We start from the raw sequence: 25171 nt of genomic DNA on the forward strand, positions 1-25171 counted from the left end.
TTGAGATGAACCAGCAAACGGCTGCGGCCCAAGCGAGCGGCGCGGAATACGCCGCCGGGACCTCGCTGCTCGACGACATCGTCGAGAAGAGCAAGGTCGCGAAATCCGATTCCGAGCATGCGCGTGCGAAGGACCTGATCGGCGAACTCGTGCACCAGGTGCTCGACGGCACGGTGATCGTGTCGGACAACCTGTCGGCCACGATCGATGCGCGCGTCGCGGAACTCGACCGCCTGATCTCCACGCAGCTTTCCGCCGTGATGCACGCGCCGGAATTCCAGCGCCTCGAGAGCACGTGGCGCGGGATGGACTATCTGGTCAAGGAAAGCAATACGGGCCAGACGATCAAGATCAAGGCGCTGCACGCACCGAAGCGCGACCTCGTGCGCGATTTCAAGGGCGCGAGCGAGTTCGACCAGAGCGCGCTGTTCAAGAAGGTCTATGAAGAAGAATTCGGCACGTTCGGCGGCTCGCCGTTCGGTGCGCTGATCGGCGATTACGAGATCTCGCGCCAGCCGGAAGACATGTACTTCATCGAGCAGATGTCGCACGTCGCGGCGGCCGCGCATGCGCCGTTCATCGCATCGGCGTCGCCGGAGCTGCTCGGCCTCGAGTCGTTCTCCGACCTCGGCAAGCCGCGCGACCTCGGCAAGGTGTTCGATACCGTCGAATATGCGAAGTGGAAGTCGTTCCGCGACGCCGAAGATTCGCGCTACGTCGGCCTGACGCTGCCGCGCTTCCTCGGCCGCCTGCCGTTCAATCCGAAGGACGGCCAGACCGCGGAGAACTTCAATTTCGTCGAGGACGTCGACGGCACCGACCACGACAAGTACCTGTGGTGCAACGCGTCGTGGGCATTCGCGGCCCGCCTGACGGCCGCGTTCGACGACTTCGGCTGGTGCGCGGCGATCCGCGGCGTCGAAGGCGGCGGCCTGGTCGAAGACTTGCCGACCCACACGTTCAAGACCGACGACGGTGAAGTCGCGCTGAAGTGCCCGACCGAAATCGCGATCACCGATCGCCGCGAGAAGGAGCTGAGCGACCTCGGCTTCATCCCGCTCGTCCATTGCAAGAATTCAGATTACGCCGCGTTCTTCGCTGCGCAGTCGGTGCAGAAACCGAAAAAATACAGCACCGACAGCGCGAATGCGAACGCCGTCCTGTCCGCCCAGCTTCAGTACATCTTCTCGGTATCGCGCGTGGCGCACTACCTGAAGGCGATGATGCGGGACAAGATCGGCAGCTTCGCATCGGCGCAGAACGTGGAGACTTTCCTCAACCGGTGGATTTCGCAATACGTCCTGCTCGACGACAACGCCTCGCAGGAACAGAAAGCGCAATTCCCGCTGCGTGAGGCATCCATACAAGTGTCGGAGATTCCGGGCAAGCCGGGCTCGTATCGTTCGGTCGCGTTCCTGCGCCCGCACTTTCAGCTCGACGAACTCTCGATTTCTCTGCGACTTGTCGCTGATCTGCCCAAACCGGCAAATTCATAAGCGAGTAAATCGCCCGGGCGGGCCGCCTGGGTAGGACGTTAAAACCACCTCTTTGGGGAGTCGAAGGGCCATGTTACATATGCACTTGCAGTTTGGTAGTCCGGCGGTGAAGGGCGAATCCGCGGACAAAGACCATCAGGGCTGGATCGAACTGAAATCGTGGGATCACTCGATCGTTCAGCCGCGTTCGGCAACCGCATCGACCGCTGGCGGTCACACGATGACGCGTTGCGAACACGGCGACATGATCTTCACGAAGGAAATCGATTCGTCGAGCCCGCTGCTGTACCAGCACGCTTCGGGCGGTACCACGTTCGATGAAGTGACGGTCCATTTCTCGCGCGCAGACGGTGAAGGCAAGCGCGTGCAGTATCTGGAAGTCAAGCTCAAGTACGTGATCATCTCGAGCATCGCCCCGAGCGTTCGCGAGGAAGGTCTGCCGCTCGAGACGTTCTCGCTGAAGTACGCAGCCGTGCAGTGGAAGCAAACCCAGCAGAAGATCGGCGGCAACCAGGGCGGTAACACGCAAGGCGCCTGGAGCCTGACGAAGAACGACAAGACCTACGCGGTCTAAGGTCGGTTGCGGCAACGGGGCGCGTTGCGTCCCGTTGCCGTTTTCGCTGTGCACACCGGCCGATGAAACGATTCGAACCCAGTTTTCTCGACAAGCTGTTCGACGACGAACCGCACCTGCCGGCCTCGGCAGCGATGCGGCAATTGTCGCTGGACGAGCTCAAGAACACGGTCGCCCGCGATGTCGAGGCGATCCTCAACACCCGTATCGCGCACACCGAGAACGAACTGGCGACGCTGCCCGAATGCCAGAAATCGGTGCTGACCTACGGGCTGAACGATTTCGCAGGGCTGAGCCTCGCGAGTCACTACGACCGCGCGTTCATCTGCAAGTCGATCCAGCAGGCCATCGCGCGCCACGAGCCGCGCCTGCAGCAGGTGCAGGTGACGTTCGAGCTGAACGAGCAGGCCACCAACGCGCTCTATTTCGCGATCCAGGCGCTGCTCGTCGTGCACCCGGCCGAGGAGCCGGTGAGTTTCGACGCGATGCTGCAGCCGTCGACGCTGCAGTATTCGGTCACGCGCGCACGCGCCGCGAGAATGCAGTAAATCAAGCCGCCGAGCGGGCCGGACCGCCCGGTGGTAGATCAGGTCCGGCAGGAAATATTGAGGTTCGGGGTCGTCGATGGAAGAATTGCTGCCGTATTACGAGCGCGAATTATCGTTTTTGCGGCGCTATTCGCGAGATTTCGCCGAACGCTATCCGAAAATCGCGGCACGGCTCGCGCTGTCGGGCGAGCATTGCGAGGATCCGCACGTCGAGCGGATGATCGAGTCGTTCGCGCTGCTCGGCGCGCGCATCAACAAGAAGCTCGACGACGACTATCCCGAATTCACGGAAGCGCTGCTGGAAGTGCTGTATCCGCACTACCTGCGGCCGTTCCCGTCGTGCTCGATCGCGCAGTTCACGCCGGCGTCGCCCGGCCAGCAGACCGAACCGGTCGTGATCGACCGCGGCACCGAGCTGAAGAGCCGCCCGATCCGCGGCGTGCAGTGCCGGTTCCGCACCGCCTACGACGTGACGCTCGCGCCGATCCGCATCTCGGAAGCCCGCTACACGCCGGTCGCGCTCGCGCCGAGCGCGACGGTGCTGCCGTCGAACGCGACGGGCGTGATCTCGATCACGTTCGAATCGCTGGCCGCGCAGCTCGATCTCGGCGCGCTGAAGCTGTCGACGCTGCGCGCGCACCTGCATGGCGAGCAGTCGTTCGTCGCCGCGCTGACCGATTGCCTGTTCGTCAACGTGCTCGGCGCGTATGTCGAGCCCGAGCGCAACGGCCGCTGGACCGCGCTGCGCAAGCTGCCGATCGCGCAGGCCGGCTTCAGCGAGGACGACGCGCTGATCGACTATCCGGCGAAATCGCATCCCGCATACCGCCTGCTCACCGAATATTTCGCGTTCCCCGACAAGTTCGATTTCGTCGATTTCGACCTCGCGGCGATCGCGCGCGCGTCGGGCCGCTGCCAGCGTGCGACGCTGCATCTCGTGCTGCAGGACGTGCGCAACGATTCGCACGTCGCGCGCCTGCTCGAGCTGCTGACGGCGAGCCATTTCCGGCTGTTCTGCACGCCGATCGTCAACCTGTTCCGCCAGCACGGCGAGCCGATTCGCATCACGCACCGTGCGGTGTCCTATCCGGTGATCGCCGAGGCGCGCCGCGCGTTCGCGTACGAGGTGTACTCGATCGACTCGGTGAAGCTCGTCCGGCAGCAGGCGCATGAGGAATCGGTGATCGAGTTCCGGCCGTTCTATTCGCTGCATCACGGCGAAGCGGCGCGGATCGGCCACTACTGGTTCGCGCGGCGCAACGACTGGGTCGCGCAGAAGAGCCCCGGCTACGAAACCGAGATCTCGATCGTCGACATCGATTTCGAGCCGACGTCGCCGCAAACCGACACGCTGAGCCTCGACCTCACCTGTACGAACCGCGACCTGCCGGCGATGCTGGCATTCGGCCTCGAAGGCGGCGACCTGTTCCAGGAGGGCGGGGCGCAGACGAGCGGCATTTCGCTGCTGCGCCGCCCGACGCAGAGCGTGCGCTTCGAGCGCGGCCGCGCCGCGCACTGGCGGCTCGTGTCGCATCTCGCGCTCAACCACGTGTCGCTCGTCGCGCATGGCCTCGCACCGCTGAAGGAAATGCTGACGCTGTATGACCTGCGCCGCACGGCCGTGTCGATGCGCCAGATCGACGGCCTCGCCGGCGTCGAGCAGCGCGGCGCCGTGCAATGGCTACCCGGCAAGCCGTTCGCGACCTTCGTGCGCGGCATCGAGATCCGGCTGACGATCGACGAGGAGCATTTCGTCGGCGCGAGCCTCGCATCATTCGTGCGCGTGCTCGACAGCTTCTTCGGGCTGTACGTCCACCTCAACAGTTTCGTTCAACTAGTCGTCGTGTCGAAGCGCACCGGCGAGGAGATCATCCGATGCAAGCCCCGGACCGGCGAATCGATCCTGGCGTAGTCGACGCGCTGCTCGACGAGCCGCACCGCTTCGAGTTCTTCCAGGCGGTGCGCGTGCTCGAAGGGCTATTCGCGCGGCAGGCGTCGGATGCGCCCGGCGCGTGGCGGCAGGGCGACGTCGTCGCGCAGCGCATCGAATTCCGCAACACGCTGTCGCTCGGCTTTCCGCCGAGCGAGATCGAGGGCGCGCGTTCGTTCGACGATGACGGCACGCTGCTCGATTCGGGCGAGCAGCGCGGCGCCGCGCTCGCGGCCGGCGAACTCGGCCACGTCGAGCTGACGCCCGCGTTCTTCGGGCTGCTCGGCGGGCAGGGCGCGCTGCCGCTGCACTACACCGAGCAGATCGTCGCGCGCGAGCACCTGCGGCGCGACCACGCGGCTCGCGCGTTCTTCGACGTGTTCTCGAACCGCGCGACCGCGCTGTTCTATGCGGCGTGGAAGAAATACCGGCTGCCGTTCCATTACGAGCTCGACCGCGACGAGCGCTACCTGCCGCTGCTGCTCGCGATCGCGGGCGTGCCGAGCGACGAAGTGCGCGACAGCCTCGCGGCCGGCGTGGGCGGCGTGCTTGACGAAGCCGTGGCCGGCTATGCGCTGGCCGCGCGGCACCGGCCGATGTCGGCCGCGTACCTGCAACGCACGCTGTCCGATTACTTCCGCGTACCGGTGAAGATCGACCAGTTCGTCGGCAAGTGGTACGACGTGCCGCCCGATCAGTTGAGCGTGCTCGGCGAAGTCAACGCGGTGCTCGGCGCAACGGCGCTCGTCGGCGAGCGCGTGTGGCAGCGCGACATGCGCGCGCGGCTCGTCGTCGGCCCGCTGTCCAAGCGCGACTACGAGGCATTCCTGCCCGGCGGCGCGCAGGCCGTCGCGCTCGAGCGGATGCTGACGCTGCTCGCCGGCGTGACGCTCGAGTACGAGGTGAAGCTCGTGCTGAAGCGCACCGAGGTCGGCGCGAGCGTGCTCGGCGCGGGCTCGCGGCTCGGCTGGGACGCGTTCCTCTGCACGCGCGACACGGTCGAGGACCGCTCGGACGCCCGCTACGAGCTGCACGTGATTCACTGATTCCGAACGACAACAAACACGCAATCGAACCTGAGATCGACGCCATGAGCACGCCTCTGAAGACCCTGATCACGAAACTGAACCCGCTGTGCCGCCACGCGACCGAGCGTGCGGCGAGCGCGTGCCTGGCGCGCGGCCATTACGAGGTCGATCTGGAGCACCTGTTCCTCGCGTTGCTCGAGGAAGCGACGGGCGACCTGCCGCTCGCATTGCGCGCGAGCCGCGTCGATCCGCACGCGCTGCGCGCCGATCTGGAGCGCGAACTCACGCGCCTGAAGACGGGCAACACGCGCACGCCGGTGTTCTCCGTGCATCTGATCGCGCTGTTCGAACAGGCGTGGCTGATCGCTTCGCTCGACTCGCAGCTCGGCCGAATTCGCTCCGGCCACCTGCTGCTCGCGCTGCTGACCGCGCCCGATCTCGCGCAGTTCGCGCAACGGATGTCGTCGCAGTTCGCGGAAATGAACGTGACGGACCTGAAGCACAAGTTCGACGAGATCATGGCCGGCTCGAGCGAAGCCGAGCCGCGTCAGGCGGACGACGAGGGCAGCGACGTCGCGCCGGCCGCCGATGGCATGGCACCGGCCGCCGGCCCGTCGAAGACGCCCGCGCTCGACACGTACACGACCAACCTCACGCAGCGCGCGCGCGACGGCAAGATCGATCCGGTGATCGGCCGCGAAGCCGAGATCCGCCAGGCGATCGACATCCTGATGCGCCGCCGCCAGAACAACCCGATCATGACCGGCGAGGCCGGCGTCGGCAAAACGGCGGTCGTCGAAGGGCTCGCGCTGCGGATCGCGGCCGACGACGTGCCGCCCCCGCTGCGCGGCGTCGCGCTGCATGTACTCGACATGGGGCTGCTGCAGGCCGGCGCGAGCGTGAAGGGCGAGTTCGAGAACCGCCTGAAGAGCGTGATCGACGAGGTGAAGAAGAGCGCGCATCCGATCATCCTGTTCATCGACGAGGCGCACACGATCATCGGCGCGGGCGGCCAGGCCGGCCAGAACGACGCGGCGAACCTGCTGAAGCCGGCGCTCGCACGCGGCGAGCTGCGCACGATCGCTGCGACGACGTGGAGCGAATACAAGAAGTATTTCGAGAAGGATGCGGCGCTCGCGCGCCGCTTCCAGGTCGTGAAGGTCGAGGAGCCGAGCGAGCCGCTCGCGGCCGCGATGCTGCGCGGGATGTCGGGCCTGATGGAGAAGCACTTCAACGTGCGGATCCTCGACGATGCGATCACCGAGGCCGTGCGCCTGTCGCACCGCTACATCAGCGGCCGCCAGCTGCCGGACAAGGCGATCAGCGTGCTCGACACCGCGTGCGCGAAAGTCGCGCTCGCGCACAGCGCGACGCCGGCGGCGATCGACGACACGAAGAAGCGCATCGAGCGGATCGACGCGGAAATCGCATCGCTGGAGCGCGAGGCGGCGGGCGGCGCGCCGCACGACGAGCGGCTCGGCGAATTGCGCGGCGCGCGCGATACGGCCCTTGAACAACTCGCGAAGGACGAAGCGCGCTACGAGGCGGAGCGCGTGATCGTCGCCGAGATCGCCGGACTGCGCGACACGCTCGACAAGGCGCGCGGCCCGTCGGAAGACGGCCAGCCGGTCGACGTGCAGGCGACCCGCGACACGCTCGCGGAGCGCGTCGCAGCGCTGCATGCGCTGCAGGGCGGCGAGCCGATGGTGCCGCTGCAGGTCGACGGCCACGTCGTCGCCGAGATCGTCGCCGCGTGGACGGGCATTCCGCTCGGCCGGATGGTGAAGGACGAGATCGACACCGTGCTGAACCTGCAGCCGCTGCTCACCGCGCGCGTGATCGGCCAGGACCATGCGCTCGACGCGATCGCGCAGCGCGTGCGCACGGCCACCGCGAACCTCGAGGATCCGAACAAGCCGCGCGGCGTGTTCATGTTCGTGGGGCCGTCGGGTGTCGGCAAGACCGAGACGGCGCTGGCGCTGGCCGACGTCCTGTACGGCGGCGAGCGCAAGATGGTCACGATCAACATGAGCGAGTATCAGGAAGCGCACAGCGTGTCGGGCCTGAAGGGCTCGCCGCCGGGCTATGTCGGCTATGGCGAGGGCGGCGTGCTGACCGAGGCCGTGCGCCGCAATCCGTATTCCGTCGTGCTGCTCGACGAGGTCGAGAAGGCGCACCCGGACGTGCTCGAGATGTTCTTCCAGGTGTTCGACAAGGGCGCGATGGACGATGCGGAAGGGCGCGAGATCGACTTCCGCAACACGCTGATCATCCTGACGTCGAACGTCGGATCGGCGGCGGTGATGCAGGCCTGCCTGAACAAGCCGGCCGAGGAGCTGCCCGATCCGGACGCACTCGCCGAGACGCTGCGCCCGCAGCTGTACAAGACCTTCAAGCCCGCGTTCCTCGGCCGGATGAAGGTCGTGCCGTACTATCCGATTTCCGACGACGTGCTGGTCGAGATCATCGAGCTGAAGCTCGAACGCATCCGCCGCCGGATCGAGGCGAACCACAAGGCCGCGTTCGAATGGGACGAGTCGCTCGTCGAGGCGGTGCTCGCGCGCTGCACCGAGGTCGACTCGGGGGCCCGCAACGTCGACCATATCCTGAACGGCACGCTGCTGCCGGAGATCGCGGGCCACGTGCTCGGCCGGATCGCCGACGGCGCGGCCATCGCGCGCATCGCGGTGCGCGCGGACGAGGCCGGCGAATTCACGTACACCGTCGAATGAGCGCGGCCGCGCAACGCCCAAGCATTGATGAACTGACCGAACCATGCCGATCAATCTCCCCGAGCTGCTGACGCCGATCAGCGATGCGTCGCCCAGCGGCGGCGACCTGCTGTTTTCGAACGAATTCGACGCGATCCAGGACGCGCGGCGCTACGACGACCCGACGCTCGACCAGGGCGAATGGGTGACCGAGATCAAGGAGGCCGACTGGGGCTTCGTCGTCGACCATGCGGGTGAGCTGCTGCGCACGCGCACGAAGGACCTGCGGCTCGCCGTGTGGCTGACCGAGGCGCTCGCGCTGGAGGACGGCATCACCGGTCTCACCGAAGGCTATGCGCTGCTCGAGGGCCTGTGCCGGGAGTTCTGGGACACCGTCCACCCGCTGCCCGAAGACGACGACACCGAGCACCGGCTCGGCAACGTCGCGTGGCTGTCCGGCCGCACGGCCGAGCTGCTGCGCGCGGTGCCGATGACGGACGGCGCGTCGAACGCGTTCAGCACGCTCGACTGGGAAGTGGCGCAGCACGTCGCGCAGTCGATCAAGCGCGACCCCGAACACGCGGACGACATCGCGCGCGGCAAGCCGTCGATCGAGCAGATCGACGCGTCGCGGCGCGTGACGCCGATCGCGTTCTACACGGCGCTGCTGGCGAACCTGAAGGCGTTCGAATTCGCGCTCGATGCGTTCGAGGAGCGACTCGTCGAGCGCGCGGGCGATTCGGCGCCGAGCTTCCGGCAGGCGCGCGACGCGTTCGAGACCGTCTACCGGCTCGCCGAGCGCTTTGCGCGCGAGCAGGGCTATACGGGCAGCGCGCCCCACACGCAGGCAGCGCAGCAGGCGCAACCCGAGCGTATCGAGCCGGTATTCGGCCATCCGGTCCAGACCGAGGAGACTCACGTGCAGCAGCAGACCGCTTCGCGTCCGCCGGTGACGCAGATGATCGCCGGCATCCAGAACCGTGCGCAGGCCGTCGACCAGCTGCGGGCGGTGGCGCGCTATTTCCGCCAGACCGAGCCGCACAGCCCGGTCGCGTATCTCGCCGACAAGGCGGCCGAATGGGCCGACATGCCGCTGCACAAGTGGCTCGAGAGCGTCGTGAAGGACGACGGCTCGCTGTCGCATATTCGCGAGCTGCTGGGCGTGCGCCCCGACGAGCAGTCGTAAACGCACGACGGGCGGCGCATTGCTGCCGCCGCCCGTCGTGTGCCGCGCCGCTCCGCCACGGAGCGGCCGGCCGGTCCGCCGTTACTGCCCCACGCGGAATTCGATCCGCCGGTTCCGGGCCCGCCCGTCGGCCGTATCGTTCGGCGCGATCGGTTGATCCGGCCCGACGCCCGTCGTCGTCATCTGCTGCGGCTGAATGCTCTTCGTGATCAGGTAGCCCTTCACCGCGTCCGCGCGCGCCTGGCTCAGCGCGATGTTCGATGTCCGGTTCCCCGAGTTGTCGGTGTGACCGATGATGTCGACCGTGCGGTTCTGCATCTTCGCGAGCGCGGCCGCCATCTGGTCGAGGATCAGCCGGCCCTGCGGCGTCAGCGTCGCGCTGCCGGTCTCGAACTCGATCGTCCGGTTCGCGAGCGTCTGGTCGAGCACCCCCTGCTCGGACGCCGACACGCGCAGCCCGTTCTTGATCGTGTACGTCGGGTTCAGCGTGTTCGCCATGTCGCTCGCGAGCTGCTGGCGTTGCGCCTCGTTGTGTACCTCGCCCTTCACCTCGATCTGCGTGCCGTTGATCTTCAACTGGCCCTTGCTGATCTGCTTGAGCTGCGCGCCGAGCAGCTTCTGCACGTTCGCGCTCCAGTTCGGCGGCGTCGCGACGTCGCCCACCTCGATCTGGTCGACGACGTTGGCCGCGCCGTAGGTATCGCGCAGCTTCTGCAGCACGGCGGCCTTGGTCGCCTCGTCGGGTACCTTGCCGCCGGCCACCACCTGGCCGGGTGTCGCGTTCGCGGGCGGCGGCGTGATCGTGCCGGCCGTGCCGTGCACCACCGCGCCGGACGCGGCGCCGGCGTTCGGGTTCGCCTGCGGCAGCGTGGTCGTCGCGACCGTGCCGTTGCCGACCGGCGTGACGGTCGCGCCGGTGTTTTGTGCGAAGGCCGCGCCGCTTGCGACGAGGCCGGCGGCGAACAGGGCGGCGAGGGCGGGCGAGACGGCGGCCGAAAAGCGTGCGCGCCGGACGTGAATCGTGCGATGCATCCCGTCAGCCTCCGATGAACGCTTCGCGGAACGCGTCGATGGCGACGCGCAGCGAGAGTTGCGGTTGGTCGAGGTAGCTGACGAGCTTGCTGATCTGGTGATCGTTTTGCGCATGGGCGTCGATCCACTCGGGATCGTCGATGTCGATGTTGTGGGCGGCGTAGGTCTGCGGGTCGACGACGCTCAGCAGCGTCTTCGCCGACGCGCCGTTGAAGCCGATGACGAGCCGTTCGCGTTCGGCGATCGTGCCGATGAAGATCGCGAGCTCGAAGTCGGCCTGCGCGACGAACGGCGCGATCAGTTCGAGCCAGAACGCGGCGACGAGGCTGCGGTAGAACGGATCGACCGGCAGCGGCAGCGTCAGGCCGCGTTCGATGTGCGACGAGCCGCTCTGCATCACCGGCCGCAGCAGCGAGCCGAGCGCGAGCATCGCGCCGCGCAGCCGCACCGGATGACCGCTTTCGAGCAGCATCTCCTGCAGGCCGTACAGCGACTGGTGTTCGATGAAATCGTTGAAGGTGCCGTCATGCGATGTGCCGGGGCCGCCGACGTCGATCGGCACCTGCGTGTCGCCGAGCGCCTGCAGCGCGCCGGGCGGCTCGTCCTTGCCGAGCAGCGGCGGGATCTGCGTGGCGACGCGCGACCACAGCCGCGCGAACGCGAGCGGGCTGCGCGCGAGGAACGCGAGTGGCCGGTCGACCTCGAGCGCGGTTGCGCCGAGGAACGGGAAGCGGCGCATCGACACGTCGTGGCTCGCGACCATGTGGCCCGCGATCGCGAGCTTGCTGCGCGAGCCGAGGAACGCGAAATGCATCGGCTTCGCATCCTCGTAGACGATCTTCCAGCGCGGATCTTCCGCGAGCAGCTCGAGCGCCTGCGCAATCCAGCGGTCGAGCGTCTGCAGCAGCTGCGGATTGTGCGCGCTCTTCACGAAGTCGCCGCGCGACGGAATCTTGCCGAAGTAGGCGATCTGCGCCTGTACGGTTTGCGTCATTGCGCCCCCTGTGCATTCGTTGCGTTGGCGGCCGCGACGGCCGGCGCTGCGGCCGGCGCGCCCGTGCCGGCGGACTGGGTCGCGTTCTGCGCGGCGCCCGCGCTCGCGTCGGCGACCGACGACGGCAGTTGCAGGCCGCGCAGGCTTTGCTGCTGCGGCTGGTCACCGCCACCGCCCGACGGCTGCGACGTGCTGATGATGCGCATCGTCACCGACACGTTCACGCTGCCTTGTACCCACGTCAGGTCGAAGGTGCCGTCCGGACGGCGCTTGCGTTGCGCCGAGTTGATCAGCTTCTCGAGACCGTAGCGGCCCGGCTCGTTGACGAGCTGCACCGTGCGGCCGTCGAAGGTCGTCGCGGACAGCGTCGCGCCCGGCGAGCCCTGCGGGTTCGGCCACACGAAGTTGGTCCACTGCGGCGGCGTGTTGCGGTAGCGCAGTTGCTGGCCGTCGATCGCGATCGTGTATTCCGTCGTGCCCGTGCTCGGCTGCGGCAGGATCTGGAACACGGTCTGCGGCTCGGACGACGCGGCCGCGCTGCCGGCGGCACCGCCCGCGAGCGGGGCGACCCAGCGCGCGAAGCCGTTCGTGAAGTCCGGCGTGAGCCCGATGCCCATGTCGCCCCACGTGCGGGCGGCGAGCGTGTCGCCGCGGCGCACCGCGAGCGGCCCGAGCGTCGTGCCGACGAACTTCGCGATCGAGCCGTCCGGACCGAACACCTGCGCGATCTCGCCGGCGCCGGCCTCGACCTTCGCGCTGGCCGCGAACGGGTACTTCGTCGCGAGCGAGTTCTGGAACGGCTGGTAGACCTGCGCGTTCCACACCTTGTTGACTTCGGTACTGGCCGGCTGGATCACGACCGCGAACGCCTGCATCAGCGGCCGCACGAGCAGCGGACGCAGCGACTTGCGTTGCGAATCGGTGAGGCCCGTCAGCATCTGCTCGTCGACGAGCTTCAGCGAATCGGCGAGTTCCGAACCGTTGCCGTCGAGCGTCTGCTGCATCAGCTGGCGCGCGCCCGGGCCCGGGTCGCCCTGGTTCTTGATCACGTTGAAGCGCGTGCGGACCTTCGACAGCGAATCCATGTAGCCCTTGAGCATCGACGTGCCGTCATGCGTCGCGACGATCCGCGCGAGCCCGACGAACTCCTGGCCGATCGGACCCATCGGCACCTCGGCCGGATTGCCGTTGATGTCGATGTTGGCGGCCGCCACCTGGCCGGCCTGCGAGCGCGAGAACAGCTGCTTGACCCAGTTCACGACGCCGGTCTGCGCCTTCTTGATCGTCACGTTCGCGAGCGACGGGTTGTCCCACGACGTCTGGTCGTACGCAGTCTCGAGGATCTTGCGGATCGGCGAATCCTGCGGGTCGCCGAGGCGGTTCATCCCGTCGACGGCCTGGCCGAAGCTGCTGAAGCCCTGCACCGCGATGCCCTGCATGAACTTCTGCCAGTGCTGCGCGTACTCGGTCTTGTACATGCCGACGAGCGTCTTCTGGATCTGCTCGGGGCTGCCCTCGAGCGTCAGGTCGTCCTGCGTCGACGTGTTCAGCACCCAGTCCTTCGCCTGCAGTTCCTTGGTCGCCGCATCGCGGATCGCCGGCTGCACGTAGTCGAACCACGCTTCGCGCGTGAACGTGCCCGGAATCGCGTAGCTGCCGGCCACGAGTCCCTGGTTGCCGTCGCCGACGATGCGCGCGATGGTCATCGGCGCGAAGCGGGTCGACGCGCGTGCCTTGATTTCCTCGTAGACGCGCTGGCGGGCCGGCATGCCGCGCACGACGCGGCGCAGGTTCTCGCGGGTCTGGTCGACGAGCGCGAGGTTCGCGTCGATCATCGGCCAGTCGTTGTCGTTCACGCGGGACAGGTAGAACGAGATCATGCGCTCGGCGCTCTTGATCATCTCGTCACGCGGCATGTTGCCGCGATTCGTCTCGAGCCAGCCGCGCCAGAAGCGGGCGAGCTGGTCGGTCAGATGCGCCTGTTCGACGTGACGCTTGTCGGACAGCATCAGGTACGTCTTCAGCGCGTTGTACGCGTCCTGCACGTTGGTCGGCGATGCATCGCTGTAGAGGCCGCCCTGCGGTGCGGCAGCCTGTTGCGGAGCGGCGGCCGGCGTGGTGCCGGATGCGGCCAGCGCGGCGCCGGCCAGCGGCGCGGTGCCTGCCGCGTTCGTCGAGACCGGCAGCGTGCCGCCCTGTACCGCGCCCGATTCGGGCGGGCGCGTCATCGGCACGAGCTGCTCGGGGTGCGCGTTCACGTCCTTCATGAACGACGCGAGGTTTTGCGACACGGGGACCAGCAGGATCTGGCGCACGCCGTTGTAGTACTCGGTCAGCAGGTGCTGCTCGAGACGGTCGCCCTGGTACAGGCCGAGCGACACCGACAGCGGCTTGTCGCGGCGGAACTGTTCGAGCTGTTCGATCCGGTCTTCGAGGATGTCCATCGCCTGCAGGCGCGACTGCAGGTCGTTGCGGCCCTGCTGCAGGCGCGTGACGTTGTCGAGATCGGCCTGCACGTTCGAGACGAGCTGCTGGTTGCCGATCGTCGACCAGGTCCAGCCGCCGAGCGCGATCGCGAGCGCCGCGACGAAGCCGAAGAAGGTCGCGTAGCGCAGCCGCGTCTTGGTCGGGCTCGCGAACTGGCGCACCGTTTGACGGTCGGCGAAGATCACCTTCGAGAACAGGTCGCGCAGGAAGAAGCCGTTCTTCGAGAACGCGCTGTGCGGTTTCGGCAGCGCGTTCCCGTCGAGGCCGAAGCGGTGCGCGATGCGCTGCGCGGCCGTGCTGTTGGTTTCGCCTTCCTGCAACGCGCTGGTGAAGTAGAAGCCGCGGAAGATCGGCTTGTACTGGAACGGGTTGTTCTCGAACAGCGTCGCGAGGAACGCGCGCAGCGACGGCTTGATCGTCGAGAATTCGAGCGGGAAGCTCAGCTGGCCCGGCGACAGCTGGTTGCCGCGCGACAGCGACAGCTGCGCGACGCTGATCTCTTTCAGCCCTTCGTAGAGCTCCTCGAAGTGCGTGTCGAATTGCGCGACGACGTCACGCTTGTCGTCGGGCTCGTAGGGCAGGGTGGCGCCCCACACGCGGTCGTACTCGTGCTTGTCGCTGCTGCTGAAGAATTCGGTGAAGCCGGTGATCAGGTCGGCCTTCGTGAACATCACGTAGACCGGCGCGAACACTTCCAGCTTTTCCGTCAGCTCCTGAACGCGCTGGCGGAGGTTCTTCGCGAGGTTGATCGCGAACTCGGGGCGGTTGCCGGTGAGTTCGGCGATGCTCGCGGTGACGATGATGCCGTTGATCGGCGCCTTCGGACGATAGCGCTTGAGCAGGCCGAGGAAGCCGAGCCACTCGCTGCGGTCTTCTTCGTGCACCGAGTAGCGGCCGGCCGTGTCGAGCAGGATCCCTTCGGTCGTGAAGAACCAGTCGCAGTTACGCGTGCCGCCGATGCCGTGGATCACGGCGCTGTTCTTGTCCGCGAACGGGAACTGCAGGCCGGAATTGAGCACGGCGCTGCTCTTGCCCGCCGCCGGGTTGCCGATCACGATGTACCACGGCAGTTCGTACAGCGCGGAGCCGCCCGATACCTGGCCGATCTTCGACGTCTTGATCGTCTTCACCGCGTCCGACAGGCGCGTGCGCAGCACGTCGAGGTCGGCCGTCTTCGCGTCGGGCGCGAGCGCGGCGGCGGCGGGCGCGGTGATCTTGCCGGTTTCCGCCTGCTCTTCCAGTACCTGGCCGAGCTGCTGGTTCGCACGCTTCACGCGCCAGCGGCGCCACAGCGCGACGACGAGCCACAGCGCGAGGATCGCCGCAAAAGCCATTGCCGCCCACAGGAGCGGCAACTGCAGCATGTCGGCGACGATGAAGAGAATGGCCGCTAGCGCGACGATCCCGACAATCGAGAGCGTACGCGGATGAGTCAGCACGTTGAGGATGCGTTGCATAGGACGTTCAGGTTCCGGTGCGATTCGGTGAGGCGACGCAGGCGCGCCGAGCGGCAAGGGTGGCGCCGCGATGTGTCGCCATGCTGTCAAACGGGATGAAGGGGGCTGGCATCAATGCGCCCGCGGCATCGGAGAAGGCGCGCGCATTAATGAAAGGACGCTGTGAGATTTAAAACGGAAGCGGCGGCCGGAAAAAATCGCGCACCGGAATGCCCGAGTTTCTGCGTCGCCCATATCGTTTCCTGCCGGGATATTAAAAAGCCCCATGCCGCCCTCATTATTTCCTGTCCGGCAGCCCTGGCTAGCTGCCGCGTCCCAGTTTAAAACCGGGTTTATGGTATTCCACGTGCCCGAGATCCATCATTTTCCATCGGCCGCCCCAGGTCAGGCCGACTTGCTCGGCGACCTGGCCGTACAACTGATAGCCTCGCATCGCCCACGGATCTTTCTCGGAAATGACCAGCTTGCCGTCGCGCAGGAATGCGTTATCGGCCGCCAGCCCGAATTGGTGATAACTCTGGAAGGCTGCCGCGTTGGTCACGTTGCTGCCCATCTGCGCCAGCCGGTTCTGCCGATCCGGGCTCCGGTAACCTTCCAGCAGCGCCATTTCATAACCGTATTGTTCGTGCATGATCTTGTAGACCAGCAGCAAACGCGTACGGAAATCCGGGTCCAGCAGGTTCCAGTCGCGGCTCGCATCCTTCAGCGCCGGACGGATCTGTTCGACTTCCTTGGTGGCGAAGACTTCCGGCGGCAGCGGCGGGGGCGGCACGAGTTGTTCGCCCTGCAGCAGCGCGGCGATTTTCTCGTCGGGCACGCGCGCCGTGTCGTCGTACTGGAACAATTGCCGGCCGCGTAACGCAATGGCGACCAATGGCGGCGTCGCAAGAATACCTGCCGATACCATAATCATCAAGCGCCGCCGGATCAGTAAATTTTGCACATCGCTTAATGCGCCGCGCGTAACGCTTGCCGATTTAACAATCTGACTCCGCGTCCGGGCGGCGCGATCGTTCGCACGGCGCGTAAGACGGCCGTGAAACTGGGCAACGGATTCGAAAACGGTCGCGCGGATACCCGGTAAAAGCAACAGTGCCGCAACCGCGACGGCAAGGGCGAAATAGGCGACGAGTGCGACGGCAATCAAAGAAATCCCCGGAAATTGGAATTGATTGTGTTTTGCAATGCTTGCTCTTAGAATCAGGCTGCTTCGAGAGGCCGGGCTATATTATCGCGGTGAATTAAACCAGGATTCAATGAGACGCTGAATGAGTGCGCCGGAAAATTCAAATTCGAAAACTCCGCCCAGCCTGCTGTCCGATACTAAACCGGCAGGCGAGGGAGGACCTCGGCAGTCGCGCATTCTCGCGGATCTGGAAGGACGTGTCACGCCGCCCGCCGAGCCGCCGCGCCGTTCGCTGAAGGCGCCGATCGCGGCCGTCGTTGCTTTGGTGGTGGCCGTCGGCGGCTGGGGCGCATGGCGCATGCAGCAGCCGTCGGGCGAGCAACCCGCCGCCGTCGCGGCCGTGACGCCGCCCGCAGCGGCTGCGCCGGCCAAGGCCGCACCGGCCAGCGATACGGCCGTACAGGTCGCGCAGAATGGCGCGTCCGCCGCATCCGCTGTGCAACCGGCCACGATCGTCAACGACGATGCAGCCTCCCAGTCCGTTGCATCCGCATCCGCTTCGTCCGCGTCTGCCGCGGACGGCAGCCGCCTGTCGCGCGCACTTGCCAATGGCGCCGATGACGCGTCGGGCGCGGCCACGGGCGGTGCGGCCGCAACTGCCGCGGCCGCCGCAGCCGCGACGACCAAGGCCGCGAAGGCCGACGCCGCGAAGAGCGCGAAGGTCGCCGCGCACGGCAAGGCCGACACGAAGGCCGATGCGAAGGCGGAAGCCCGCAAGCATCACAAGGAACAGCAGGCCGAACTCGCGCAGGCGAAGAAGCGTCGCGATGCGACGCCGGCCCGTACCGCGAAGGCTGGCGGGAAGGACGATCCGGATGCCGATCTGCTCGCGGCGCTCGTCGCGCGCACGAAGCCGGCCGACAAGAAACTCGCCGCCCAGAAGGGGCAGGCCGTGCCGACCAAGGCGGCCGCGGCGACCGGCGGCTCGCTGGGGGCGCGCGTGAAGGAGTGTTCGGAGCGCGGTTTCTTCGAGGATCAGCTGTGCCGCTGGCGCGTGTGCGACGGCCACTGGGGCAAGGATCCCGCGTGCCCGAGCGCCGCCCAGTCGGAGACGCGGCAGTAACGCGTCCTGCGTATGCCGCCCGGTCTTGTCCGCGCCGCCCGTTGGGCGGCGCGTTGCTTTGGGGGCAGGGAAGCTGCCGGTATGATGCGGCCTGAGACTGTCACGCGTGCGTCACGCCCGTCGGGCATACGTCTCCTTTCCTTTCCCGGCGCGGGCTCGCGACCCGCGATGCGCGGCGCGGCGCGCGCCGCACGACCTTCGACACGATGGACCTGATCGTACAGACTTACGGCGCGGATACGTCCGGCATGGTGTGCGGATTCCGCTTCGTTCCGGGCGGATCCGGCGCGATGCTCGATGCCGACGCGGCCGCCGCGTGGCTGCGCACGTGCCGCGAGCACGGCGCGGGCGCATCGGGCGATTTCGTCTGGCTGCACTTCAATCTCGCGCACGGCGCGAGCGAGCGCTGGATGCGCACGCATCTCGGGTTGCCCGACAGCTTCTTCGAATTCCTTCACGAAGGCTCGCGTTCGACACGCATCGAGCAGGAAGACGGCGCGTTGCGCGCGATCGTCAACGACGTGATGTTCAACCTCGAGCTGACGCCGTCGGAGATCGCGACGCTGTTCGTCCACGTCGAGCGGCGCATCATGGTGACCGCACGGCTCAAGCCGTTGCGTTCGGTCGACACGCTGCGCGCGTGCGTGCGCGACGGCGAGCAGTTCCGGTCGCCCGCGGAGCTGCTCGTGCACCTGCTGCGCGACCAGGCCGACCTGCTGAGCCAGATCATGCGGCGCACGAGCGTCGACGTCGACCGCATCGAGGATCGCTTCCTGTCGCAGCGGCTCACGTCGAGCCGCATCGAACTCGGCGCGATGCGCCGCACGCTGACGCGCCTGCAGCGCATGCTCGCGCCGGAGCCCGGCTCGATCTTCCGGCTGCTCGCGAAGCCGCCCGCGTGGCTGCATATGGAAGACGTGCAGGAGCTGCGCGAATCGACCGAAGAGTTCTCGCTGGTGCTCGCCGATCTCGCGGGACTCAACGAGCGGATCAAGCTGCTGCAGGAAGAGATCGGCTCGCGCCTCGACGAGCAGAACAACCGGACGCTGTTCACGCTGACGCTCGTGACCGTGATCGCGCTGCCGATCAACATCGTCGCCGGCTTCTTCGGGATGAACGTCGGCGGCGTGCCGTTCTCGGAGAACAAGCACGGCTTCTGGATGATGGTGCTGCTCGTTGCGGGCTTCACGGCGCTGGCCGCATGGTGGGCGTTCCGGCGCCGCAACGACCGCTAGCGCAAGCGCCGCATCACCGTATCAACGCAGCAACGCGATCGCGCGTTCGCCGATCACCATCCCGAGCAGGCCGACGAGCGCAACGAGCGGCGGGGCCGGCGAGCGCACGTGCAGCAACGCGTACAGCACGCCGACGCCGAGGCCCACCGCGAGCGAGGTCACGTAATCCATCATGGCGGTCTCCCGTGCGGTCCGGCGTCAGGGCTTGAGGATCACGCGCTCGCGCGCGCCGGCCAGCACCGCGCGGTAGGCGTCGCGCGCGCGCTCGAGCGGGTACACGTAGTCGTCGCCGATCGGGAACGGACGCAGCGTGCCGTTGCCGAAGCCGGGCGCGAGCGTGTCGAGGATCTGCGCGACCGCGTCGCCGCCGAGCTGCAGCGAATCGATCCCCACGAACGTATGCTGGCCGCGATAGAACGCGAAGATGTCGAACGGTACGCTGCGCTCGATCGTCGAGATGAAGATCTGCCGCGCGCCGATCGCCATCGATGCGTTCGCGGCTTCGAAATACGGGCTGCCGACCGTGTTGTAGACGATGTCCGCGCCGTGGCCGCCGGTGGCCGCGCGTACCGCGTCGGCCACCTGTTCCTTCGACGCGTCGATCATATGCACGTCGCCCGACGCGTGGCCGCGATAGCCGCCGGCACTGCGCTCGACGCCGATCACGGTCGCGCCGCGCGCGCTCGCGAGCTGGATCGCGGCCTGGCCGACCTTGCCGTTCGCGCCGAACACGAGCACGACGTCGCCGGCCGCCGGCATGCCGGCGCGGCGCAGGCCCTCGTACGCGGTGACGAACGGCACGCCCACGCCGGCCGCTTCGTCGAGCGTCAGCACGGCCGGCTTGCGGCGCACGTGTGCGGCATCCAGCACGAGCCATTGCGCGTGCGAGCCGTCCCGCCCGACGCCGAGATCGCCGCCCGAACCCCACACCGGCGCGCCGATCCAGCCGTCCGGGCCGCTGCGCACGATGCCGGCCCAATCGCGCCCGGGCGTACGCGGCCACACCGCGTGCGGCATGCGGCCGAGCGCGGCCTTCACGTCGCTCGGGTTCACGCCGGCCGCGCGCACCTCGATCAGCATCTGGCCGCCGGCCGGTACGGGCGTGTCGATTTCCCGGACCCGGGCGTCGAGCGACTCGATGTCGGCGGCGGGGGTGTCGAAGCGGATGCTGCGCATGATGATCTCCGTGACGGATGGCTGCCGCGCGGCCCGGCAGGCCGGCGCGTGCGGCGGATGAAAACGATGCATGCAGTCTAGTAGGCCCGGTTTGACGCGGAAACGTGCAAAGGCGGATGATTGTTTTGCGTTTTCCGCATAGCCCAAACCGAAGGTCACGAATGGACGACTTCCTTTCCCCGCACCTGGCGCTGTTCGTCGACGTGGTCGACCAGCAGAGTTTCTCGGCGGCGGCGCGCCGGCTCGGCGTCGCCGCGTCGTCGGTCACGCGGCGCATCGATCGCCTCGAAGCGCAGCTCGGCATCCGCCTCCTGCATCGCACCACGCACGCGCTGCGGCCGACCGAGGCCGGGCAGCTGCTGTACGGGCGCGCGACGCGCATGCTGGCCGAACTGCGCGGCCTGCAGGAGGATCTGCACAGCCAGCACGACGAGCCGGGCGGGCTGCTGCGCGTCGACTGCCCGGCGCCGTTCGGCCGGCGGCACCTGATGGCCGCGCTGGCCGCGTTCATGCAGCGTCATCCGGCGCTGCAGGTCGACCTGGTGCTGACCGACAGCATGGTCGACCTGCAGGGCGCGCGGCTCGGCTCCGACGTTGACCTCGCGGTGCGCATCGGCCCGCTCGAGGACACGCGCTTCGTCGCGACGACGCTGGCGCCGCAACGGCGCGTGCTGTGCGCGAGCGGTGCGTACCTCGCGCGGCGCGGTGCGCCCGAATCGCCGGACGCGCTCGCCGGTCACGACTGTCTCGCATGGCATGGCACGCCGCCGCCGGGCGCGTGGCGCTTCGGCGAGCGTCGCCACGTGCCCGTGCAGCCGCGGTTTCGCAGCAATCACTCGGAGGCGTTGCTCGAAGCGGCGATCGACGGGCTCGGACTCGCGCACCTGCCGACCTGGCTCGCCGGGGACGCGCTGCGCGACGGACGGTTGCATGCGGTGCTGCCGCAGTACGCGGCGGCGCCCGAAACGGCGACGATCCACGTGTTGCGCCAGCAGGCGCGCGGCAGTGCGCGCACCTCGCGGCTCGTCGCGTTCCTCGCCACGTGGTTCGCGCAGCCGGCGTGGGACGCCGCGTGGGCGTGACGGCGAGCGGGCGCCGCGCGGAAATAAAAAAGGGCCTCGCATGCGAGGCCCGTCAAAGGTCGGAGAAGCCGGTACGCCGGCCGGCGCCGCGGGCTGCGCGGCACCGGCCGGAGGCGCACCGTTACTGCGTCACTACCTTGCGCGGCTTGAAGACGCCCTGATAGTGCAGTGCCGGGCGTTCCTTCGTCGTCAGCTCGACGCCGCCGAAGGTCGGCGTCTGGCGCAGCTTCATCGCGGCCGGCGAAGCGACCGAGCCGATCGACGTCGAGCGCGAGGCCGGCGCGAGGTTGTTCGCGACGAGCAGCGCGGCTTCGCTCTTCAGGTTCGACAGCAGCACCGGATCGGTCGAGCCGTTGACCTGCGTGAGCAGCCCGCTCCAGGCCGCGTCGCTGTAGTTCACGACGTAGTAGTCGAGACCGCTCGGGTCGGCGACCACGCCCGTGCAGCCGTCGATCCGCGTCTGCGTCTGCGTGTCCTTCAGCGCGAGCGTCGTGCGTTTCGCGAGACCCTGGCCGTACGCGAGCGTGATCGGCACCGTCCACTGCACGCCCGGATACGCGTTCTTGTTCGGGAACGGCTGCTGTTTCAGCGTGATGACCGTCTGGTTCTTCGTCAGGTCGCACTGCGTATCGAGCGAGATCAGCGGCACGCCGGTCTGGCGCACGAAGCTGTCGCCGATCGGGCCGATCGCCTGGCCGCTTTCCTTCGACAGGGCATCCCACAGGCGCTTCGGCGTACCGTTGCCGAACGAGTAGTCGACCAGGTACTGCTGCAGGCCCTTGCGCAGCGTCTGCTCGCCGAGATAGTTCTCGAGCGTCTTCAGCACGTGGCCGCCCTTGTCGTACGTGAACGCGCTGGCGCTCAGCACGAAGTCGTTCGACGCCCAGCCGTTGAAGTTCGGCGCGACCGGGAACGCGTTCGGACCGATGTCACGATTGATCACGCGGTACTTGTTCTTCACCTGGTCGAGCCAGCTGAACTCGTTGGGGAAGAACTGGATCGTCGTCTTCGTCTCGAAGAACGTCGCGAACGACTCGTTGAGCCACACGTTGTCCCACCAGTCGGCCGTGACGAGATCGCCGAACCACTGGTGCGCGACTTCGTGCGTCAGCACCTCGTTGCCGTAGTGCGACATCGGCTGGCCCGGCTGCGGGAGGATGTCGTCGGCGAACTCGAGAATCGATCCCCAGTTCTCCATCCCGCCGAAGTTCAGGTCCTTCTGATCCTTGAACGCGTCGTTCGCGGCCACCGTGTCGAACTTCGTCAGCGGCAGCGCGATGCCCGTGTAGCGGTAGTAGAAGTCGAGGGCCTGCTTGGTGCGGTCCATCGCCGGCTTCGCCCAGTCGCTCATGCCCGGCGGCGTGAACACGCGCAGGTGCAGGCCGCCCTTGCCGCCCGGCAGCGGGCTCGTGAAGTCGTCCTCGTAGGTGTCGAACAGGCCGCCGCCGAAGAACAGCAGGTACGACGGCATCGGCGGTGTCTTGTCGAACTGCACGAGCTTGTAGCCGCCGCCGACGTTGGTCGACGGCTTCTCGGCCGCGTTCGACACGACACGCCAGCTCTGCGGCACTTCGGCCGTCACTTCATAGGTCGGGCGGAAGGCCGGCTCGTCCCAGCCGGGGAACCACTGGCGCGACAGGTTGGTTTCGCCCTGGGTCAGGATCGCGCCGCTCGTCTTGCCGTCGGTGCCTTTCAGGTCGACGCGGAAGATGCCTTCCGCGGCCGAGCAGCCCGGATACGGATCGTCGCCGCAGCTGCCGCCCGTCTTCGCGACCGGATCGTCATACGACTTGAAGTTGATGATGCCCGACCACTCCATGTGCAGCGAATAGTTACCCGGCGAGATCGTGCCGCTCACGGGGCGCAGCTGATAGAAGTCGCCCTTGTCCTGCGGGGTCGCGATCAGCTGGATGTTGCCCGGCTGCAGCGTGATGCGGCCGTTCGTGAACTTGATCCGGTGGCCGGCGATCACGATGTTGTTGACCGGCTTCAGCACCTTGATTTCGACATCGGCGCGGCCGTCGAACGCGTTCAGCGCTTCGTTCGGGCGGAACCACAGCCGGTAGTTCACGGGCACCACGGTGTCCGGCAACTCGACAGGCGACACGCTCTTGTCGACGTTGGACGCGCTCGGCGGCGCGGTGACGGCGGGCGACGAGCCCGTATGCGGCGCGCCGGCGGAGCTGAGCGCGGAAGCGGAGCCTGCACCGCCGTCGTCGCCGCCGCACCCGGCGAGTGCCAGTGCGGCGACGAGCGGCAGATAACGCATCTTGCGAATATGAATCGACATGACTGAAACCTCGATTGTAGAAAGAATCGTTCAGTGCTGCGAAAACGCCGGCAAAAGCAATCCCCTCGCCGTTAATCGACGGCGAAAAAATGGCAATGACGGATTATTCGAAAAGACGGTAGCCGACTACGTGAAGGTAATCATGGTTTACTGCCCCCTCTGGATTTCCGGATATTGGTTAACTTGCCGGTTCAAAATGGCCGGGCGCGTGTTGTACTGAATTGATTTCGCGCGCACGACACCGGGCCGCACGCCCGGCGCGGGCGCGCGATCCCTTTGAACCGACGACCTACGGGGCTGGCCGGGCCAGTCCGCAGGACGGAAGGAAGGCGTGTCGCCGTTCCGTAAATTCGCCGTCATGCGGCTTCAAGGTTTGTCGGCTTGCTCCAAGGATGCGTAAATATACTTGATGGTTTTGGGTAAAGGAAACGAAAAATTTAGAAAGAGCATCTATCGAATTCTCCGTGCTTCATTGAATGCTGGAAGTCATTAATTCGCTTTCCGTTTAGCTGGCGATTTCGTAGTTTTAATCTATTAACGATCTGGCGTCGCGGCGAAAACTACGAAATCCGGCGTGAGGCGGCGTGCTCGGTACAATGCCTCGACGACCCGCTCACCGATCGCCGCGAGGAGGCCTTCCCATGCCACGTGCCCTGTTCCGTATCGCGCTGCTGCGCGCCATGCCGCTGCTGTTCACCGCCGTGTTCCTGCTCGGCGGTTGCGCGGGGCTGACGCGCGCGCCGTTGAGCGTGACGGTCGTCGGGCTCGACCCGCTCGTCGGGCAGGGGCTCGAGATGCGTTTCAGCCTGAAGTTGCGCGTGCAGAATCCGAACGATGCCCCGATCGACTATGACGGCATTTCGGTCGCGCTCGACCTGAACGGCACGCCGTTCGCGAGTGGCGTCAGCGATCGCACGGGCACCGTGCCGCGTTTCGGCGAGGCCGTGCTCGACGTGCCCGTTTCGGTATCGGCTTTCGCCGCCGCGCGGCAGGCGTGGAACCTGCCCGGCGCGGCCGCGAACGGCGAGCTGCCGTATGCGCTGCGCGGCCGGCTCGCCGGCGGCGTGCTCGGTACCGTGCACTTCAACGACGCGGGCACGCTGCGTCTGCCGGCGATGCCGGGGTGGGGCGGGTAGTTCGTGCGGTCGCGTTCAACATCGGCCAAATATTGCCGAAAATTGACTAATTGACGATCTTCAACGTTCATTCTGATGCGATCTCGATTTTTGCCGACGATGCCCATAGACTGGCCGGTGTCCGAGGGCCGGACATTCTTCCAGGAGAAAACCATGGCGGCAAAATTCGAGATCAAGCAAGCCACGAACGGTCAGTACTACTTCCACCTGAAGTCGGCGAACGGCGAGATCATCCTCGCGAGCGAGCGGTACCAGGAGAAAAGCGGCGCGAGAAACGGGATCGCGTCCGTGCGTGAAAATGCACCGCTGGACCATCGCTACGAGCGCAAGCTCGCCCACAACGGTGAGCCGATGTTCAACCTGAAGTCCGCGAATCACCAGGTCATCGGTACCAGTGAAACCTACTCGAGCGTGCAAGCACGCGAGAACGGCATTGCGGCCGTCAAGCGCGATGCGCCCGTTGCGGAAGCGTTCGATCTGGCCTGATCGCCGGTTGCGCCGCGACGGGCGCCTTCGGGCCCGCGTCGCGGCGCCTGTTTTGCCGGGTCGGGCAAAGCGCG

19 protein-coding genes are annotated in these 25171 nt (G+C 66.9%); 12 read left to right on the plus strand and 7 right to left on the minus strand.

Features of this window, described 5'->3' with window-relative positions; genetic code table 11:
• Positions 1 to 5: 5 nt before the first annotated feature.
• The 7 genes from tssC to tssA all read left to right on the plus strand — a co-directional run bounded on the left by tssC (position 6) and on the right by tssA (position 9473).
• Entirely contained in the window at positions 6 to 1496 is a 1491-nt protein-coding gene (gene tssC / locus BLA15945_RS26510; protein WP_059236457.1) for a type VI secretion system contractile sheath large subunit, read from the plus strand.
• Positions 1497 to 1566: 70 nt separating this feature from the next.
• Positions 1567 to 2070 (plus strand): Hcp family type VI secretion system effector, encoded by a 504-nt coding sequence (locus BLA15945_RS26515; protein ID WP_006477093.1) that lies wholly within the window; start codon positions 1567 to 1569, stop codon positions 2068 to 2070.
• Positions 2071 to 2132: 62 nt separating this feature from the next.
• The gene (gene tssE / locus BLA15945_RS26520) at positions 2133 to 2618 is read left to right on the plus strand and encodes a type VI secretion system baseplate subunit TssE (protein WP_021161818.1); all 486 of its coding nucleotides are present in this window, start codon (positions 2133 to 2135) and stop codon (positions 2616 to 2618) included.
• A 76-nt stretch (positions 2619 to 2694) separates the two neighbouring features.
• Positions 2695 to 4530 carry a type VI secretion system baseplate subunit TssF gene (tssF, locus tag BLA15945_RS26525; protein WP_059236455.1) on the plus strand — a complete coding sequence of 612 codons (1836 nt, stop codon included), beginning with the start codon at positions 2695 to 2697 and terminating at the stop codon, positions 4528 to 4530.
• Positions 4494 to 5594: a type VI secretion system baseplate subunit TssG gene (gene tssG / locus BLA15945_RS26530; protein ID WP_174993773.1), complete on the plus strand. Its 1101-nt coding sequence runs from the start codon at positions 4494 to 4496 to the stop codon at positions 5592 to 5594. Before tssF ends, tssG begins: the two co-directional genes overlap by 37 nt.
• 44 nt (positions 5595 to 5638) lie before the next feature.
• A complete protein-coding gene (gene tssH, locus BLA15945_RS26535; RefSeq protein ID WP_174993774.1) occupies positions 5639 to 8308 on the plus strand; it encodes a type VI secretion system ATPase TssH in 2670 nt (889 codons plus the stop codon).
• 43 nt (positions 8309 to 8351) lie between these two features.
• Positions 8352 to 9473: a type VI secretion system protein TssA gene (gene tssA, locus BLA15945_RS26540; RefSeq protein WP_059236448.1), complete on the plus strand. Its 1122-nt coding sequence runs from the start codon at positions 8352 to 8354 to the stop codon at positions 9471 to 9473.
• An 81-nt stretch (positions 9474 to 9554) separates the two neighbouring features.
• On the opposite strand, the gene BLA15945_RS26545 is transcribed toward tssA, so the two are convergent.
• The 4 genes from BLA15945_RS26545 to BLA15945_RS26560 all read right to left on the minus strand — a co-directional run bounded on the left by BLA15945_RS26545 (position 9555) and on the right by BLA15945_RS26560 (position 16590).
• Positions 9555 to 10505, minus strand: coding sequence for an OmpA family protein (locus BLA15945_RS26545; protein ID WP_059236446.1), 951 nt, complete (start codon positions 10503 to 10505; stop codon positions 9555 to 9557).
• Positions 10506 to 10509: 4 nt separating this feature from the next.
• The gene (gene tagF / locus BLA15945_RS26550; protein WP_059236444.1) at positions 10510 to 11499 is read right to left on the minus strand and encodes a type VI secretion system-associated protein TagF; all 990 of its coding nucleotides are present in this window, start codon (positions 11497 to 11499) and stop codon (positions 10510 to 10512) included.
• Complete coding sequence (gene tssM / locus BLA15945_RS26555) at positions 11496 to 15443, minus strand: type VI secretion system membrane subunit TssM (RefSeq protein ID WP_174993775.1); 3948 nt, start codon at positions 15441 to 15443, stop codon at positions 11496 to 11498. Before tssM ends, tagF begins: the two co-directional genes overlap by 4 nt.
• Positions 15444 to 15744: 301 nt before the next feature.
• A complete protein-coding gene (locus BLA15945_RS26560) occupies positions 15745 to 16590 on the minus strand; it encodes a M15 family metallopeptidase (protein ID WP_059236440.1) in 846 nt (281 codons plus the stop codon).
• Between the two features lie 121 nt (positions 16591 to 16711).
• Between BLA15945_RS26560 and BLA15945_RS26565 the strand changes: the two genes are divergently transcribed.
• Together BLA15945_RS26565 and BLA15945_RS26570 are read left to right on the plus strand one after the other, a co-directional pair.
• Entirely contained in the window at positions 16712 to 17692 is a 981-nt protein-coding gene (locus BLA15945_RS26565; RefSeq protein ID WP_174993776.1) for a phage tail protein, read from the plus strand.
• 206 nt (positions 17693 to 17898) lie between these two features.
• Positions 17899 to 18927 (plus strand): transporter, encoded by a 1029-nt coding sequence (locus BLA15945_RS26570; protein ID WP_059236436.1) that lies wholly within the window; start codon positions 17899 to 17901, stop codon positions 18925 to 18927.
• Between the two features lie 21 nt (positions 18928 to 18948).
• Here BLA15945_RS26570 and BLA15945_RS26575 read toward each other — a convergent pair whose 3' ends face one another.
• Both BLA15945_RS26575 and BLA15945_RS26580 read right to left on the minus strand, forming a co-directional pair.
• Positions 18949 to 19101, minus strand: a complete 153-nt coding sequence (locus BLA15945_RS26575) for a DUF1427 family protein (protein ID WP_081051886.1) — start codon at positions 19099 to 19101, stop codon at positions 18949 to 18951.
• A 24-nt stretch (positions 19102 to 19125) separates the two neighbouring features.
• On the minus strand, positions 19126 to 20103 hold the full coding sequence (locus tag BLA15945_RS26580) for a quinone oxidoreductase family protein (RefSeq protein ID WP_174993777.1): 978 nt from the start codon (positions 20101 to 20103) through the stop codon (positions 19126 to 19128).
• Between the two features lie 161 nt (positions 20104 to 20264).
• Between BLA15945_RS26580 and BLA15945_RS26585 the strand changes: the two genes are divergently transcribed.
• On the plus strand, positions 20265 to 21185 hold the full coding sequence (locus BLA15945_RS26585) for a LysR family transcriptional regulator (RefSeq protein ID WP_174993778.1): 921 nt from the start codon (positions 20265 to 20267) through the stop codon (positions 21183 to 21185).
• A 121-nt stretch (positions 21186 to 21306) separates the two neighbouring features.
• Here the strand turns inward: BLA15945_RS26585 and BLA15945_RS26590 are convergent, their stop codons facing one another.
• The gene (locus BLA15945_RS26590; RefSeq protein WP_059236432.1) at positions 21307 to 23475 is read right to left on the minus strand and encodes a M1 family metallopeptidase; all 2169 of its coding nucleotides are present in this window, start codon (positions 23473 to 23475) and stop codon (positions 21307 to 21309) included.
• Positions 23476 to 24116: 641 nt separating this feature from the next.
• Here BLA15945_RS26590 and BLA15945_RS26595 point away from each other — a divergent pair.
• Positions 24117 to 24611 (plus strand): LEA type 2 family protein, encoded by a 495-nt coding sequence (locus tag BLA15945_RS26595; protein ID WP_059236430.1) that lies wholly within the window; start codon positions 24117 to 24119, stop codon positions 24609 to 24611.
• A gap of 153 nt (positions 24612 to 24764) precedes the next feature.
• On the plus strand, positions 24765 to 25097 hold the full coding sequence (locus tag BLA15945_RS26600) for a YegP family protein (RefSeq protein WP_059236428.1): 333 nt from the start codon (positions 24765 to 24767) through the stop codon (positions 25095 to 25097).
• Positions 25098 to 25171: the final 74 nt, after the last annotated feature.

It is taken from the genome of Burkholderia arboris (genome assembly GCF_902499125.1).
Classification (GTDB): domain Bacteria; phylum Pseudomonadota; class Gammaproteobacteria; order Burkholderiales; family Burkholderiaceae; genus Burkholderia; species Burkholderia arboris.